This is a genomic window from Kosakonia sp. CFBP8986, assembly GCF_034044935.1.
Lineage (GTDB): Bacteria > Pseudomonadota > Gammaproteobacteria > Enterobacterales > Enterobacteriaceae > Kosakonia > Kosakonia cowanii.
Genome location: NZ_JAXCXB010000009.1, coordinates 129,438 through 144,851, shown reverse-complemented (window position 1 = coordinate 144,851; position 15,414 = coordinate 129,438). Strand labels below are relative to the sequence as shown.

Sequence of the window (15,414 nt, the reverse complement as noted above, 5' to 3'; positions counted from 1 at the left end):
CGACCTGCACTTTATATGCAGCCCCGTCTTTTCCCGCTGATGCACACATGAAATTGCTGTATCCCGTCGGATATGCCGGGTCCTGAGGCACGAAGATATGTGACGTGACACTCGATGACACCGCCAGCGGCGTGGCACTGGTGATATCCCCGTTAGTCAGAGGAATGACCTGCAGCGGGAGGCAGTTGCTGTGCCAGACCATCTGTCCGGCCCGGTAGAGAAAGAAGCCATAGTCCGGGATATTCGCGAGAATATTCGAAAATACATACACCCGGCACCCGGTCTGGTTACTTGCCGCAGTGGGGAACTGCAGTGCGTGATACCCGCTGGCCGTGACGGGCTTCCACCAGCACAAGTCCATCGCCTCGCCGGTGTGACGGTGAAAACACATTACCGGGTTGCCCGCCGGAACCTGCGTCTGCACAGTTCGCGCGCCGGCCGGCACATCTATAATCTGGCGCAGGCACAGCGGCACATAATTCGGGGCCAGCTTGACCGTCCTCGCCCCGTTTATGTACTGGAACAGCTGGAAGCCGAAGTAGTCACTCTGCGTGCCCGCTACCGGGCTGCCGTACACAATAAGGGTGACGGCATTATTGACGTTCCACGACACGGTTAATCCGCTGACACTGACGCTGTAGGTCGCGCCCGTTAACTGCCCTCCCATAAAATCATTCACAATGGCATATGTCAGCGACACACCGGAAAGGGAGTAGGTCTTGCTCCCTGTGCCGTTAATGGTGATGACATCCAGAACATAACTGGCCGCCATGGCGTTGATGGCGTCAAAGCTGGTCCCTGCAATAAACATCTGCATTATAAGCGTTGCCCCATAACGGCTGCCGGCCGGTTTTGTGCATCGTAAGAGATGATACGGTTATTCGTTATCTGCATGCGTCCCTGGCCTGATACCGCGCCGTTGACCTCAAACGTCCCGTCCGCCTTCATGATGGTCCCGGTCTGCCCCGCCACGTAATTTGCTGAATACCAGGAGCCCACGCGTGCGAGGGTGATCGACGCGTAATTGATGAAGGCCTCGTTGATGAATGTCTGCCCGTTCTGGATAACGAACGGCAGGCTCACCGTTCCGCCTGCCTGCGACATCACAGCGAAACGGTCGGCCAGAAAAATGACCTGCGACTGCATGCCCGCCGGGGTGTTCTGCACGCCGATACCCATGCCTGCGGCGTACCGGAGCCCGTTCGCATCCACCCCCACCTTGATGCTGTACATCGCATTGAGGTTGCCGCTGATATCTGCGACTGCCTGCGATGCCTGCGTTATCGCCGCACTTTGCCCGTTGACTGTCACTGAAAGCGTATTGATTTTTGTCGCCGAAACCTGCGAGAAGTCAGCCATGGTTTTCGCAAAGTCGGTGGTGTTTGCCGTGCCGGCGCCGGAACTGGCATCCATCGACCTGAGCGACTCCGCGACAGCCTGGCTGGCATCGGCCATCACGTTATCAACACGCTCAATCCCGGCCTTGTTGTCGCCGTACTGCACGCTGAGCCGTGTGCGATCGTTAACCTGCGCCAGCGTGGTGGTGATCAGCGCGATGGAGTTGCTCTGTATTCCCCCTCTGATGTCACTGCCATCAATGCCTGCGATCTCTGCTGAAATCTCCTCAAAGCGCGAGGCGGTCGAGGAGTCCAGATCCGTCACGGTCTGCGTCAGCGCTGTGACACTGGCCTTATTCTCTTCCGTCTGCGCGGTAAGCTGATCGACAGCTGTAGCCCGTGCCTCGGTTTCGTTTGCCAGCGCCTGGCGCACTTCGGTGATGCCGGCGGCGTTCTGCTGTGTTTTAGCCTCCAGCCGCGTCACATCGGTAACGCGCGCTTCGGTTTCGGTGGCGATAACTTCGCGCAGCTGCTCAAATTTCGCGGAGTTAGCGCCCTGCTGGGCAGACTGGCGGACAACAACATCCGCGATCGCCAGGGCATTACCGATAATGGCTTCTGCTGTCTGCCGCGTTGCGCCTGCCGCCGCAGCCAGACCGTCGGCGTTCTGCTTCACTGCCTCGGCCAGTTCCGCAACCTTCGCACTGCTGTCCACAGCGTTCTCGATGAGGTCTTTGAACAGGTCGGTGTCCTTGATTTGCGCGAGCATCGCCTCTGTAATGTCCGTCACATCGGAGCTAGACTGGCCGCGGATCCAGTCGGTGTAGGCTGACTGATTGCCGGTACGGTCAACAAGCCTGGCCCGGTACCAAAACTCCTGCCCGGCCTTGAGCCCCATCTGCTGGTAGAGTTTCTGCGGGTAAGGCACAGCCGCCAGCAGCATCGGGTTTGAGCCGTCCCCAGCGAGGCTGTACTGCAGTTCCGTGCTCAGCGTGTCGCCAGTATCTTCCGGAAAACCCCAGGTGACATTGATACCGAATACGACATCCTCTGACGCAGACAGACCTACCGGCTTTGGAACATCGCCCGCGCGCCCCTTGAGGTGTGTCAGCAGTGAAGAGGCCCACAGACTAGAAGCCCCTCCTGAGTTGATGGCACGCACGCGTACAAGATAGTCACCCTCAAAAATACCGGGCACTTCTATATTGCGCAGTCCTGTTTCTGGCACGTTAATCCATTCATTATCTCCACGCTTCCACTGCACCTGGTATGAGATAACATCAGCCTGAGGCTTGCCATTTTTATCAAGTGGCGCATCCCAGGAGGCGATCAGTGTAGTAATGCGCTGGCCCTGTCGTACCGATTCAAAGCTTGATACCTGGATATTAGTCGGCTGATTAACAAGCCCGGTCGGAATCAGGCTGATCGGCGGCGTATCCAGCCGGGCATTATTATCAACCGCGTCATATTTAGAGGAGTTATATTCTGCCCCTGTGATGGAGTAGGTGTTTTCCTCATCATTGAACGTCAGATTAGTTACTCTAAAGTACTGTAATCTCAACTGCCCGGCGTCTATAACAAATACTACATTCGGCAAAGGGTCCGCCTTGAAGGGCGTGGACACCACAAGCTGCGTTCCATTTACAGCCTGGATAACCCGACTTTCGACGGTTCCACCCTGCGTGCGAATCATCAGCGTGTCGCCAGCAACCGCGCTGGTGCCCCGATCAGTTGTCACAGCCTTCAGCCCGGCGTTGTACGCGGCAACTCGACCACCGTACACGCGACCAGAAAGGCGTTCATCGGCAAAGGCAAACACCGTGCCCGGCACATAGACATAGCCATCAAGCCCAGTTTGTAGGGTGATAATGCGGTCAAGAGAGTTGGAATACACCGCCCAACCACCACGCCGCTGAGCCTCACTTTCTCGCGTACAGCCGATCGCTGTGATTTGCGTCTGCTTAAACTTGAACTGTTTCACCAGGTCCGGGAACATCACCGCCGTAGTTCGATCCTGATAGTGATTGTCCGGATCGCTGAAATTAATCAGCGCGCTGGAAAAACGGGTCTTTTCACTGCCACTTGAGTAGACCGGCTTGCCGATCACTGCTGCGCGGTTGAGGATCTGCAGTTTCGACGTATCCGCCGGCATGTCAGAGACAACGTTGAACATGTTGTTGCCCCAGAACGTCATCCCGTTAAACCCGGCGGCGATATCCTTGATCACCTGCCATGCGTCGGCCTGAGACTGTATATAAACGTCAAACATAAAGCGCGGCTCGGTGCCGCTGCCGCCCTTTCCGTCGGGCACCTTCTGATCGCAACGTTGGGCTATGCGGTATAGCTCCCACTTATCCAGCATATCCGCCGTGATGCGGCGGCCAAGGCCGAAACGTGGTTCGGTCAGAACGTCGAACCAGATCCATGCCGGGTTGTTCGACCATCCCCACTTGAACGTGCCATCCCAGGTGCCGCTGTAAGTACGGGCTATCGGATCGTAGTTTGAGGGGATTCGGATGATGCGCCCCTTCGGTTTACAGGAGATTTTCGGTATATTGCTGAATGATTTTGCATTGAACGACACATACAACAGTGCTGTGTGCGGATAACGAAGACGAGCGTCGATAACCTCTGTGATGGCCTGCACCTGCGTTTTGTTCTGCAGCAGCTGGCTGGTGCTGTCGTCCGTATCGCGTACCACGCGAATCTGCCAGCCGGTAGTGGCTTTGGGAAGGTTGATGCGGTGGGTAAGCTCATAAAGCGAGCTGAGCTTCTCGGTAACGCTCCTGGTCATAACCGTCGAGAACGCGCCGCCGTCTACAGCCAGGTCGATGTGATATTTGACAGTCGTACCAACGATATCGCCATTATTCTGCTGTTGTTGCAGGCCGGGAATGCCAATGCGCACGAGCACCGCATCAATCTGGGTATTACTCAGCGCGCGGGTCCAGGAGGCAACTTTCGTCAGCGATACGCCAATACTGGTTTCATTCTCGACCGCGGCAAAGCCAGGGATCGGGGTCTGTGTCTGGGTGCCCGGCCGGAAATCCCATGTGACGTCTTCAAAATTCATCGTCCCGTCGGCATTGCCCAGCGGCGTCCCGTCCAGAAAAATACGAGTTGCATCCAGGCCGCCGGCGAATTCCCCTTCACCAAGCGCCAGCAGCATGCGGCAGCGCGCCATCGACTGGGCACTATCTGGCTGTTCTACAGGCGTGTGCTGCTTCTGGCTGCCGCCCTTTGCACCAGTGATCGTTTCCATAATGTGTCCATAAAAAAAGCACCCGATTGGGTGCTTATTGGTCAGAGGGGTAGTATCAAATGTCTTCCGCGACTATGCCGGCACTGATGATCGCACCGCCAATTTCCCGCTCGCCCCAAAGTGGCGCCACCGGATTACCCATCGCCAGAGTGTTAACCGAACCGCCGAAGGCGTAGCTTGGTTTGTTGTCAGGGTCGTCGCGTCCCTGTAGCCCTTTAGGCTGTGGAGAGAGCATCTGGTAAATGCCGCCGGCCATCATTGATGCGCCTGACATGATAAGCCCGGCACCAAAGGTGAGACCTACACCGGTCCAGCCAGTCGCCACGCCGACGATAATACCGGCGACCACCATCACTGCCCCCAGGATGGTCTGGAACATACCCGCCTTCTTCGCCCCCTCCATAACCGGCGCAATACGAATATCACTGTTACCAGCCAGCTCCTGGAAATCTTGCACGCCTATGTTGCGCTTTCCACGAAACACGGCGAAGGTCATGCCGTTCTTTTTGGCGTTCATCAGGTAGTCTTCCAGCCCGTCGAAGTTGATGCACAGGGCCTTTACCGCTTCGGCGGATGTCTGCACCGCCAGCTTATGCACTCGCCCGAACCGGGCGCCCAGCGCGCCATACAGGCGAATAGTGGTTAAACGCGCCATGGCTTTATCTCCTCTGGCAGGCTCCTGTGGCGAACGCAGATCATCGTCCTGTCCTTGAAATAGCCGCGGGCATAGGGGGTAATGCAGGAGGGCTGGCCATACAGATGATGGAGCAGTTCACCATCTTCAGTGATAATGCCCGCATGGTTCCACTTATCGGATTCAACCTGCATGATGACCATGCAACCGGGCGCCGGATCACATTCGATGAAGCCTTCTTGCTCCCAGTTATCGAAATAGAAGTTGTCCGGGTACTGGCTTTCCCACCACGGATAATCGACGCGGAAATCGTCTAACGTGACGCCCTGGGTGGCGTGCCAGTCCATGATAAGCCCCCAACAGTCGTGTGAACCCAGGATAAACGGGCGGCCGATAAGCGGCACCGCCTCGGGCATGATCTCGGCGTATTCATCGCTGTCCGGCGCGTAAACGCCCCAGACCACGCCGGAGTTGTTGCACTGCTGGCGATCCAGGTCTGACGGTATAGGCCGTGCACCGTCGCCGGGGTGGGAATGTATAACGCGTATAATTGTACCGATGTCCTCAGCATTCGCCCAGAACTCGCCATCGATACGGAAATGCTCGGTCGGGTTTTCGTGGGTGTTCGATACGGGGATATAGCGCTGGCGACGGCCAGACTGGATAACGAATCCGCAGCACTCGCGCGGGGATTCCTCTAGCGCATGCGCCCGGATAGCCGACATTATGGTTTTGTTCATTGGTATGTCCGTTTAACGAGTGAAAAGAACCGTCGCCGGGAAGCCGCCAAAATCGAGGATCGCCGCGTTTGGCTCTGCAAGCCCGGCACCGAATCGTTTCCGACAGTCACTCAGGCAACCGCCGCAGACATCAAGGGCCGGATCCGCTACGGGGTTTCCCTTTGCATCGAAGTAAGCCGTACCGTTATAGGTGCAACCGTCACCGCTCCGGTATTGTCCGCGTAGCGCCCATTCACAGAGGGAAGTAATTTGTCTGGTGGGAATTACCAGCCCCTGCAGGTCTGCCGGGCTGCTTAGCGCCCAGGTCACCACCTCGTCATCTTCGGACGTTTTGGTATCCAGCCAGAAGGTCTGAAGCGTGAACATAGTCGGATCGGCAGTGGGATTAACGTGGTCGGGAAAATTCACCGCATCCAGATACACCGTATAGGTGTCGATAATGCTCACTTTCGCGTTCACCATGTCCTTAAACTGAAGGCATAGCGCGGAGATATGGCCGTCAAGGTTTGAGACGCTGAGTGACGGCTCTGCCGCCTGGTCAGTTGAGAGAGCCAGGCCTGTTAACTGGAAAGGCCAAAAATCATAGACCTCACCATCGAAGACTACAGGCTTAGGCCCGAGCTTGCTTTCGTCACCCTGCGCCTCGTCAATCTCCCGTGGAGTATGCGGAAAAGGACTGTAATGAAAGCGGTGAATACCACCACTGAATTCTGAGGCGTCCACTTCCACCAGCCGGACTTTTCCGCCAGGTGCAAGCATGGCTGCCGTATCAATAAGTGCTGTCATGGTTGACCTCAGGCATAGACGCCGTAGGCGCGCTTTATGGTGAAAGTAAGCTCTGCTGCGTTGCTGCTGATCTGGTTCTTACGCACAGAATCTTTGACGACCCGATACAACCCCTTCTCCTCGCCGGGTGGCGCGATGATGAAAGCCTTAACGGTATGAGCAAGCAGGAATGAGCGAATTTCGTTTATCAGCACCTCTTTGCCAACATAAATCATCGGAACCTGAATGGCAGTAGAGTTGATGCCATTTTCAGCCACCTGCTCATAACCGTCACCGAACTGTGAGGCCCGGATTGTCTGGTTATATTCAATTGCGCCCGCTCCAAGTTGCGCGGGCCATTTATAGGTTTCAACAGCCATGTTTGCTCCATAAAAAAGCCCCGCATAAGCGAGGCTGGCATCAGGGATTCGGCAATATACCTTTGAAAACTAACGTCCCTTCGTAAAGTTGTAGATCATGCCCCCCGGCTTCAGGTGCTTCTGAACTACCAGGGTTGCAGCGTTTTGTATTTCAGCCGCCATGGCGCGCCCCATAGCGTCCCCAGAGCTGCTGGATTGAGCCGAAGCGTTACCACTGGCATCGACATTTACAGTGGTGTTAATTACCGGTGCAGCATTACCAGAACCGGACAAGAGCCCCAGCATAGGCGGCCTGCCGACAACCCCACCTTCAGAATATCCCTGAGCACCACGCATCATCGCATAAAGATTATTGACACCGATTGCAGCTGTGGCCTCTTTGGTAAAGACGAACTCACCGCCGTGTACCACCCCTTTTGGCTGATATTTGCCACCATCGCCTGTGTAACCGCCGGTGTCGAATTCAGGGATATATCCCCCGTTCCACGCTGGCCGGAAAGACGGGACAGCAAAAGACTGGCCTGCACCACTACCTGTTGATGAGGTACCCGCAGAAATCCATCCCATTGCGGCCTGCACGGTGTACGCCACCAGCAGTCGATTAATAACATCAGCGATCATCTTCATCATGGAGGCGGCAAAACTTTTGAAACTGGCCGTTCCGGTAGTGACCAGGTTTGTCAGCATATCTGATATACCGCCCAAGGCTGACTGCGCTACGCTTTGCATTGAGCCATAAACGTTGGTTGCCGCATCAAGGTACTCGGCCCAGCCTTTTCTGGCACCTGCCATCCAGTCGCCACGTAGCTTGTCTTCTGCTGCATAGTAATCGTTGGCGGCCTTTAACTCCTGTTTATAACCGTTATCGCTGAGACTACCGCCCGCATTGAGCCAGCCACTACGCAGCTGGGACATAGACGCCTGTCGCCCGGCAAGTCTGTCACTCATTGTGGCTCCAGATGCAAGCCCGGCTTGCTTCTCCACCATCTGAGTAACGTACTTCTGCGCCGTATCCATCCGCTTATTCAGTTGCTCCTGAGCGGTGATCTGGTCACCAAGAAGAGCTTTCTGCTGCGCAAGTTGCAGCACCTGATTTTTGCTCGCCAGCAGAGACTTCTCCTGCTTCGATAACTGCCGGGTGCTCGCGGCCGCTTCCAAGACGGCAAATTTAGATTCAGCGGCATACAGGTCTTTACGCTGCTGACTGATGGTGTCATTGACAGAGCGGTGATCCTGAAGGGTTTTCAGCTGAGCCTGGAGGGCCAGAAGTTCAGCCTGCGCAGAATCTTCGGCACGATCGCCTGCGGCCACCGTTATGCCCTTGGCTTTAGGGATCTTTGGATCTTTATACAGCTTCTCGATGCCAGCTCGGGCCTTAGATATTTGTTCAGGAGTCAATGGTTTGACTCTCTGCTCATAAGGCAAGCCCTGCGTCGCCTTAACTGCTTTCGCGTTATCGGCAATAGCTTTGTTCAAATCCTTTTGTGCAAGAGCTCTTTTTTCTGCCTGAGTGGTTCCAGCATCCAAATATTTATTAAACGATATCTGCGCATCAATACCATCTTGATTTATCTTATTAAACTCAGCCCTTTTCTGGTTAAAACCTTCCTGAGATTTAATAACAAACCCAAGCTCTCTCTCTTGCTGAAGCAATGCCGCCAACTCCCTTTTTGCAGCACCACCATCACCGACATTACCCATACCAAAAACACCTGGACGGGATTGATTGGTGATTTCTTTAATTCTTTGCCTCACAACCTCAAGCTGTTCAGCTGTCGATTCTTTTCTACCAATACCTAAGGCTGCATCCCAATATGCTTTCCATGTATCAGATACGCCACGAATCACCTGATCAATAAGGCCAAGGTTGTCAATAACCTGCTGGCTGCGTTGCTGTTCTGCCCGACTATAACTATCAGCAGCTTTTTGCCCTGCTTCTTCCTTATCACCGCGGCGCTCAAGAGCCGAAATGTACTGAAACTCCGCCGCAGTTAAGTAATGCAACTGAGTGTTTAGCTCAATGGACGCCTTTACTGGTGAGTCGTAAAGTTTCTGGAAATTAGCTATCGTAGTATCTACTGACTGCCCAACCGCATCTTCCATGGCCGCAGCTGCTCTGGCAACAACCTCAAGTTTATTTCCATCAAATCTTCCCGACCCAACAATTTTCGCCAGAGTTGCCGATGATTCTCCTATTGTCACACCAGCATCATCAGCTATTTGCCTGGAAAGTTGACTAAGTTGCCCCGCCGTTTTACCAGCATAGTTTCCGGTTAAGATAAGCTGCTTGTTGAACTCACTGGCTTCCTGGGCGCCTTTGTACCATGCAATTGCCAGAAGTGAAGCCACCCCCACAAGCCCACCAACAGCAAGCCTGGCAGGAGTCAGGAAAGAAAGCATACCCCTGCCATGTTCGGCATTCTCAGCCAGTGAGTTCGCATTTTCTGAAAGTGATTCTGAAGAGTCGTCTGTTGCCTCTTTAAACCCAAGAACCTCTTCCTTGATAAATTGAAAAAGCCCGCCCAGACCTCCAAAAGAATCACTGATTTGCCCGCCCTGCTGGATCAGCACCATCCACAATGGCATGCCACCAGCAATGGACGTGGCGATATCCGTAAACTGCGCTGGCAACATTCTCAATGCCTGCCGGTACTGCCCGGCGCTGATCCCGCCCTTCCTCCACGCTTCATCCTGTTCACGCAGCTTTTCGATGAAAGGAGCAGCCTGTTGGGAAACACCGAGTTGGGCAGCCTTTATTTCCAGCAATTCGACCCGTGTTTTTCCGATCGATGTCGCCTGCTCTTCGAGGGTCCGAATAAATGAGTCGCGGATATTCTGCGCACGTTGCATCTCGGATGCCTCGGCGCGCTCTGCAGCCTCCAGCTCTGCAATCGCATCCCTGAGCATGCGGGATTGCATGGCAGAAACTTTTTTATTTGCTGCTTCCTGTGCGGTTGCGGCCTCCTGCGCCTTAAGCGCAGCGATGTACGGTCCGGCCTCCTGCAGCAGTCCCATCTGAGCCGCTTTCAGCTCAAGCACCTCAGCACGTGATTTACCGATAGCCTGAGCCTGATTACGGAGAGACTCGACGAAGTTATCATTTTGTGACTGCAGCCGGGATGCTTCAGCTAACGCCTGGCGCTCTGCGGCCTGTTTCTCACGAAGCTCTTGTGCGGCAATCCGGGTCTGCACAGCCTCACTGGCGATAGCCAGTTCTCTTTCCCTGATTTGCTGAATCAGTGGGGCGGCTTCTTGCGTTAAACCCAGTATGGAGGCCCGATACTCAAGCACATCTGACTTTGAGGCCCGGAAGGTAGCAGCCTGCTCGCTCACAGATTTCAGGAACGAGTCCTGCGCTGCGGCGGCACGTTGCGTGTCCTGAGCCAGCTTCAGTCGCTCCTGCCCTTCGGCGGTCTCTGCTTCCATGACCTGAAATAATTTATCGCGGGTGGTATCCAGCACTGCGCTAAACCGGCTGTAATCCTCATTACCGAGCAGTCCCTTACCGCGAAAGCCAGCCAGTTTGCTTTGCAGCGTTTCCAGCTCATCCATTGCTCGGTTAACAGGGCTGATTTTATTCAGAAGAGCCTGCAACTCTTCTTTTTGCTCTTTCAGGCTCTGAGTGTTTTTTTTCTGACTGTCGGCACCCGCCCGGAAAACGCTGTTCAGATCATCGGCCTTGTTTGCCGCGCTGCCGGCCGTCTGCTGGAAATCGTCCAGCGCCTTGTTCCCGCGCTCCAGCTCGGCGGTATTCACCCGGAGCGAAATTGTTGCAATATCAGACATTACGCCCCCTGATGCATAATCTTCAGCGCCACGCTTTCCATTACGCGGATATCCGTTAACGCGGTTGCCTCATCCTCCACCCCGTTCAGCTTCATCAGCCAGGGCAGCACGTTGTAATCCAGCCCGGTGATGCCGCCCATGCCCGTGCGCCATTGAGTGCTCATTGACTGGAAGACGGCGAACGCAGTCCAAACATCGGGCCAAACTTCGACGGTCTGCTCTTCTTCTGTGTAGTCTTCGGCACTGAGGCCAAACGCAGCCAGATCTTCGGTGGAGGGTTCAGGCGTATAAAACGCCGAGGCAACCGCTATTAGTTTTTTTCGCGGTTACCTGTCAACTCCCGATAATAGGTGCCGACGATCGCTTTCATCGCGCCCGGGTAGTTATCCAGGAGCATCTCCAGATTTTCACGACTGAACTCATCCGGTAGTGCCCAGGACTCGGTGATTTCAGTCAGGAAGTCGATAGCAGTTTTTCCCTCGATTTCTTCGAGTGCAGCAAGTTCTTTGACCGGTTTATGACGGAAGGTAAACGTAAGTACGCCATCATCTTCGCCAGCGCGCGGAATGGTGACGTCTGCTTTGAAAGTCGGTTTGGGCTGGAGCTGAAATTTAGTGGTCATGTGTTCCTCGACAGAAAGAAAGGCCCGCTATCGGGCCTGTTAATGGAATGGATTAAGCGGCTGCCTGCGGGGCAGCATCTTTGTAAAAGGTGATATCGCGGGACTGGATGGCAAACGCTGGCTGTACCGTCTCAACGGCATTCGGCGCAGTGGTTGGCTGCGGATCGAAAGACGGCTTACCCGACCAGTAACGCGTTTCCTTCGCCTTTGGCACATACATGCGCAGCGGCAGCGTGTCACCAGAACGGTCAGCAGCTGACAGCACGGCATAGATAGGCAGCGTGGAGTCATGCGCAACCGTAAAGGTCTGCGACTTGGCCGCCTTGTAGGTCGCCAGGTTGCGCTGGCGGTCATCGGCAAGGAACTGGATCTGCGTGTACTGCTGGTCACCGCCGGACTGTGATACTTCGGTGATCTGCGGGATCTCAGTCCACTCGGCTACTTTGCTTAAGTAACCGGTGCCGGAGCCAGCCGGGAAGAAGTTGGTATCGGTGCTGTTAATCACCCCGATCGTTACGCTGGTGGTGGTCTGCGCCGTGACGCGCGCCACCAGGCTATCAATCAGAGCCCAGCCACTGGAAACCAGCACCACATCGCCTACAGCGAGGCCGTGGCCGCTTGCAACGGTAAAGACAGCGCCTGCGGCATTGCTGACGCCCGTCACTGCCACAGGCGTGGCGAGTTTCGAGCCGACAAATACCGTGGCGCCATTAGGTAATGCGAAGCCCATAGGGATTCTCCGTAAAATGAAAGTAAATAAGCCGGCAGAACCGGCAGGGATGATCAAGCTGAGATATCAGCCCGGTAGTTGATGCTGACGGGGATGGAGTAGGACACGCCGTCCGCTATGCCGGGGTAAATGGAGGGCGGTGATGTCACCCAGGCGGTAAAGCCGTCGCCTGGGATATCCTGGTTCTCAGGGAACAACCCGGCGACGCGGTGGGCCAGCACTCTGGCCTGTGATTTGCCGCCACCCGCTGGCGCGACGACGGTGACCTGATACACGCCGGGGTAGACCCGGCAGCCCCCGGCCATATCAATGCTGTACGGCTGCGCGGGCATATCATGGGAGATCAGATACAGCCCGTCGCCAGGCGGGTCGAACTGAATGTTATCCCATGACACCCGCACGCCCTCGCCATCTGCCCACAGACCCAGCATGGACTCAAGCGCCGTTGTGATGTCCGGTATCATTTTTAACCTCGCTGACTGCCTGGCTGAAATACCGCTGGAACTCGGCGGCGGTGATGCGCACCATGCCGCCGGGCGCCTGGCTGGAATGCCCCATCTCCAGACGGTAAGAGTACGGGACGTTATTGCAGAAGTAGATATCGCGCACACCGACTTTAAACAGGCCCAGTGTGACATTTCCGGCAGTCATCGTCAGATGGCCAGCTTTATCAACCCGCCCTGTTTCGTCGGTAGTGCGCGCGTCAAACGACACCTGCCAGTTACCGCGAAAACGCCCGCCCGTATAGCCCGGCGGCGCTTTCAGGTCCATGCCGTCCTTAACTTTACGGCCTGGCCGCAGCCGGCCTGCTTTAGTCAGGTTGTCCGGGTTTTGCCGCAGCAGACTGTTATGCTCGGAGACCGCCGCATTATAGGCCGCCGCCGTCTGGTTCACCGCCCAAAGCTCTGGATTGCCGACAGGCGACATCTGCACCAGCCGCGCCAGGATTTTGATGCCGACCACCCGCACCACTTCCTCCTGTCGCTCCTTTGCCTGGCTGACGAACGCATTAATGGACACCATAAACGCCTGGTTATCTGCCATGTTATGCCCTCAGCTGAGCGCGGTAGCACAACAGCAGCTTGCCAGGATTGACCGGGTTGGGCTTCTCAATGCGGTACCATTTGCCGTCCACGTCCACCATGTCACCGGTGCGCAGCTCGGTATCAGCAGTAAACACAATACGCATGTCGCCGTTTATGATGACCGTACCGTCAATTTCGCCGGGTCTATACTCAGTCCGCACGCCGATCGCAGTGAAGGTCTTATCCGGCTCGCGATGCTCAATGCCGCCGATGACAGTTACTGTGCCCTTGCGCTTTACCGGGTACGCCGCGCCGTTCTCAGTGAGCAGGCGCGTGCTTGTGGCTTTCATGCGAGTGTAGTTAACAGGCATATTACGCACGCTCCGCAAAAGCGTTTACTGCATAGCCACGACCACCAGCCAGCTCGCCGAGCAAAGCCATCACCGCCGGGTAAGACGGTATGAACACTTCGCCGTCAGCGACGGCATAAGTCGTGGTTACGGCTCCCTCCACGCGGTCGGACTTCACAGCTGCTTCTCGCACACTGCCCAGCAGATCGCCATCCATCGCCTCGACCGCCAGCATGCATTGCGCAGTAACAACCAGACGCGGTACCTCTCCGGCGGGCAGTTCGTATCCGTCCAGTTCGATGCCCACACGCGGCCACGCCAGCGGCTGCTTTGGTTCGCTTCGCCAGCCGGCCCAGTCCAGCCCCTCAAGGTAATCCATCGCCCGGATGAGCAATGGCGCGATCTTTTCCGGCAGCGTGATCTCGCGCAGATCGGCAAAGGCTTTCAAATCCCCCTCGCCTGCATAGCTGTTCATGGCCGGTGAAGTGATATCGGTAATGATCATCGTTGCACCCAAAGAAACGGGGCTTGCGCCCCGTCAGTTAGTCTTCGGCAGCGGCAGTGAAAGTGATTTCTTCACTGGTTTGCGCCACTCCACCAGCTGTACCCGTCACGGTGAACGTTCCGGCGGTATCGGAGTTAAGTTTCACCGTAGCGCCGCCGGCAGAGCCGGTCTGTGATCCCTCAGTGCTCAGCGTGCCGCCAGTAGACGACCAGACGACAGCTACTCCGGACACGCCCGCGCCGTTACGGGTGTATTTCAGGGAAAAGGTAACCGCATCGATACTGTCAGCAGTTGCGGAGGTTTTATCCGCTGACAGCGTTATTCCCCCACTGCGGATTCCAGTTTAATCAGCACGCCTGCCGTAGATTTGTTGCTGGTGAAGTGTTTCTTCCAGTTGCCCGCAGTGCCGATGGCGGTCAGGTCAGGGTTATCACCTTTGGCGGTATCCCAGCTGTAGCCCAGCAGATCAACGTTCACCACGCCTTCAGCGCGATAGCCAACCGCAAGGTTTTCCTGATCGTTGATATCGTAGGAACGGAAGCCCGGCGCCTGAGACTCGGTGACGGTAACCGCTCCAGCTACCAGCCCAAGGATCGCATCAGCGTCCATGGTGTCGGTCACCAGCACAGGTTTACCCAGCGTGCCAGGCTGCCCGCCGTAAACCACCACGCCCGCTTCTTCGTAGATTTTGTTGGCAATCGCCTCATCAACAATGTCGAAGTAGGTGGCAGAGTGCATCACGAAGAGCACCACACGGTTGAACTTGTCGCCGTACTTACGCAGGCCGCGCGTCAGGGTCTTTTTACCGTCGGTCTCAATATCGGCGGTTACGACCATGTCGGCGTTAGCACCAATTGCAGCCGTCAGCGCTTTCAGGCCGTATTTCACGTAGCCTTCCAGCGTGGCATCTGCGACATCAACGCCGATCACTTCGGAGAACTCATCAACGGAGCGGCCACGGCGTTTAAAGGCCTCTTCTGTGGTTTCGTACGGACCGTATTTCCACGGTGCCTTAACAGACACCGCCTCACCGGCACCGATTTTTTTACCATTCACCTTGCCGGTGGAGTTCACATCACGCGATTCGATGGAGCCACCTACTTTGTAGAAGGCGCGCTTGCGGAAGTCGCCTTCAATGAGCTCATTGTCCAGCAGGATCGCGCCATTGGAGGAAGTGTTGAACACTTCCAGATTGTCCTGGCGGCGCTCGAGGAAAGCGGTCTGCGCCAGATCGTCATAGATGACCAGATCGTTATTAACAGTTGTAGCCATTGAGTA

Annotated in this window: 16 protein-coding genes; all 16 read right to left on the bottom strand. The window is 55.7% G+C overall.

Annotation, left to right across the window (positions count from 1 at the left end; all coding sequences use genetic code 11):
* The coding region (locus tag SOM48_RS19190) for a hypothetical protein (RefSeq protein ID WP_320512798.1) at positions 1-817 on the bottom strand (817 nt) is incomplete at its 3' end.
* Entirely contained in the window at positions 817-4,599 is a 3,783-nt protein-coding gene (locus SOM48_RS19185) for a TipJ family phage tail tip protein (RefSeq protein WP_320512797.1), read from the bottom strand. The genes SOM48_RS19185 and SOM48_RS19190, both read right to left, overlap by 1 nt.
* A gap of 55 nt (positions 4,600-4,654) precedes the next feature.
* Positions 4,655-5,254 (bottom strand): tail assembly protein, encoded by a 600-nt coding sequence (locus SOM48_RS19180; RefSeq protein WP_320512796.1) that lies wholly within the window; start codon positions 5,252-5,254, stop codon positions 4,655-4,657.
* Positions 5,242-5,973: a C40 family peptidase gene (locus SOM48_RS19175; protein ID WP_320512795.1), complete on the bottom strand. Its 732-nt coding sequence runs from the start codon at positions 5,971-5,973 to the stop codon at positions 5,242-5,244. Before SOM48_RS19175 ends, SOM48_RS19180 begins: the two co-directional genes overlap by 13 nt.
* 12 nt (positions 5,974-5,985) lie before the next feature.
* A complete protein-coding gene (locus tag SOM48_RS19170; RefSeq protein ID WP_312480880.1) occupies positions 5,986-6,759 on the bottom strand; it encodes a phage minor tail protein L in 774 nt (257 codons plus the stop codon).
* Between the two features lie 8 nt (positions 6,760-6,767).
* Positions 6,768-7,118 (bottom strand): phage tail protein, encoded by a 351-nt coding sequence (locus tag SOM48_RS19165; protein WP_320512794.1) that lies wholly within the window; start codon positions 7,116-7,118, stop codon positions 6,768-6,770.
* 69 nt (positions 7,119-7,187) lie between these two features.
* Positions 7,188-10,904 (bottom strand): phage tail tape measure protein, encoded by a 3,717-nt coding sequence (locus SOM48_RS19160; RefSeq protein ID WP_320512793.1) that lies wholly within the window; start codon positions 10,902-10,904, stop codon positions 7,188-7,190.
* On the bottom strand, positions 10,904-11,167 hold the full coding sequence (locus SOM48_RS19155; RefSeq protein ID WP_320512801.1) for a DUF1799 domain-containing protein: 264 nt from the start codon (positions 11,165-11,167) through the stop codon (positions 10,904-10,906). Before SOM48_RS19155 ends, SOM48_RS19160 begins: the two co-directional genes overlap by 1 nt.
* A 47-nt stretch (positions 11,168-11,214) precedes the next feature.
* Positions 11,215-11,526, bottom strand: coding sequence for a phage tail assembly chaperone (locus tag SOM48_RS19150; protein WP_320512792.1), 312 nt, complete (start codon positions 11,524-11,526; stop codon positions 11,215-11,217).
* Positions 11,527-11,578: 52 nt separating this feature from the next.
* Positions 11,579-12,256 carry a phage tail protein gene (locus tag SOM48_RS19145; RefSeq protein WP_320512791.1) on the bottom strand — a complete coding sequence of 226 codons (678 nt, stop codon included), beginning with the start codon at positions 12,254-12,256 and terminating at the stop codon, positions 11,579-11,581.
* Positions 12,257-12,309: 53 nt separating this feature from the next.
* Positions 12,310-12,720 (bottom strand): phage tail terminator-like protein, encoded by a 411-nt coding sequence (locus SOM48_RS19140; RefSeq protein WP_320512790.1) that lies wholly within the window; start codon positions 12,718-12,720, stop codon positions 12,310-12,312.
* Positions 12,692-13,300, bottom strand: a complete 609-nt coding sequence (locus tag SOM48_RS19135) for a hypothetical protein (protein WP_320512789.1) — start codon at positions 13,298-13,300, stop codon at positions 12,692-12,694. Before SOM48_RS19135 ends, SOM48_RS19140 begins: the two co-directional genes overlap by 29 nt.
* A gap of 1 nt (position 13,301) precedes the next feature.
* Positions 13,302-13,652: a hypothetical protein gene (locus tag SOM48_RS19130; RefSeq protein WP_320512788.1), complete on the bottom strand. Its 351-nt coding sequence runs from the start codon at positions 13,650-13,652 to the stop codon at positions 13,302-13,304.
* Between the two features lies 1 nt (position 13,653).
* On the bottom strand, positions 13,654-14,136 hold the full coding sequence (locus SOM48_RS19125) for a DnaT-like ssDNA-binding protein (protein WP_320512787.1): 483 nt from the start codon (positions 14,134-14,136) through the stop codon (positions 13,654-13,656).
* Between the two features lie 37 nt (positions 14,137-14,173).
* Positions 14,174-14,416 carry an Ig-like domain-containing protein gene (locus SOM48_RS22715; protein ID WP_414672798.1) on the bottom strand — a complete coding sequence of 81 codons (243 nt, stop codon included), beginning with the start codon at positions 14,414-14,416 and terminating at the stop codon, positions 14,174-14,176.
* A gap of 38 nt (positions 14,417-14,454) precedes the next feature.
* Complete coding sequence (locus SOM48_RS19120; protein WP_320512786.1) at positions 14,455-15,408, bottom strand: major capsid protein; 954 nt, start codon at positions 15,406-15,408, stop codon at positions 14,455-14,457.
* Between the last annotated feature and the right edge of the window lie 6 nt (positions 15,409-15,414).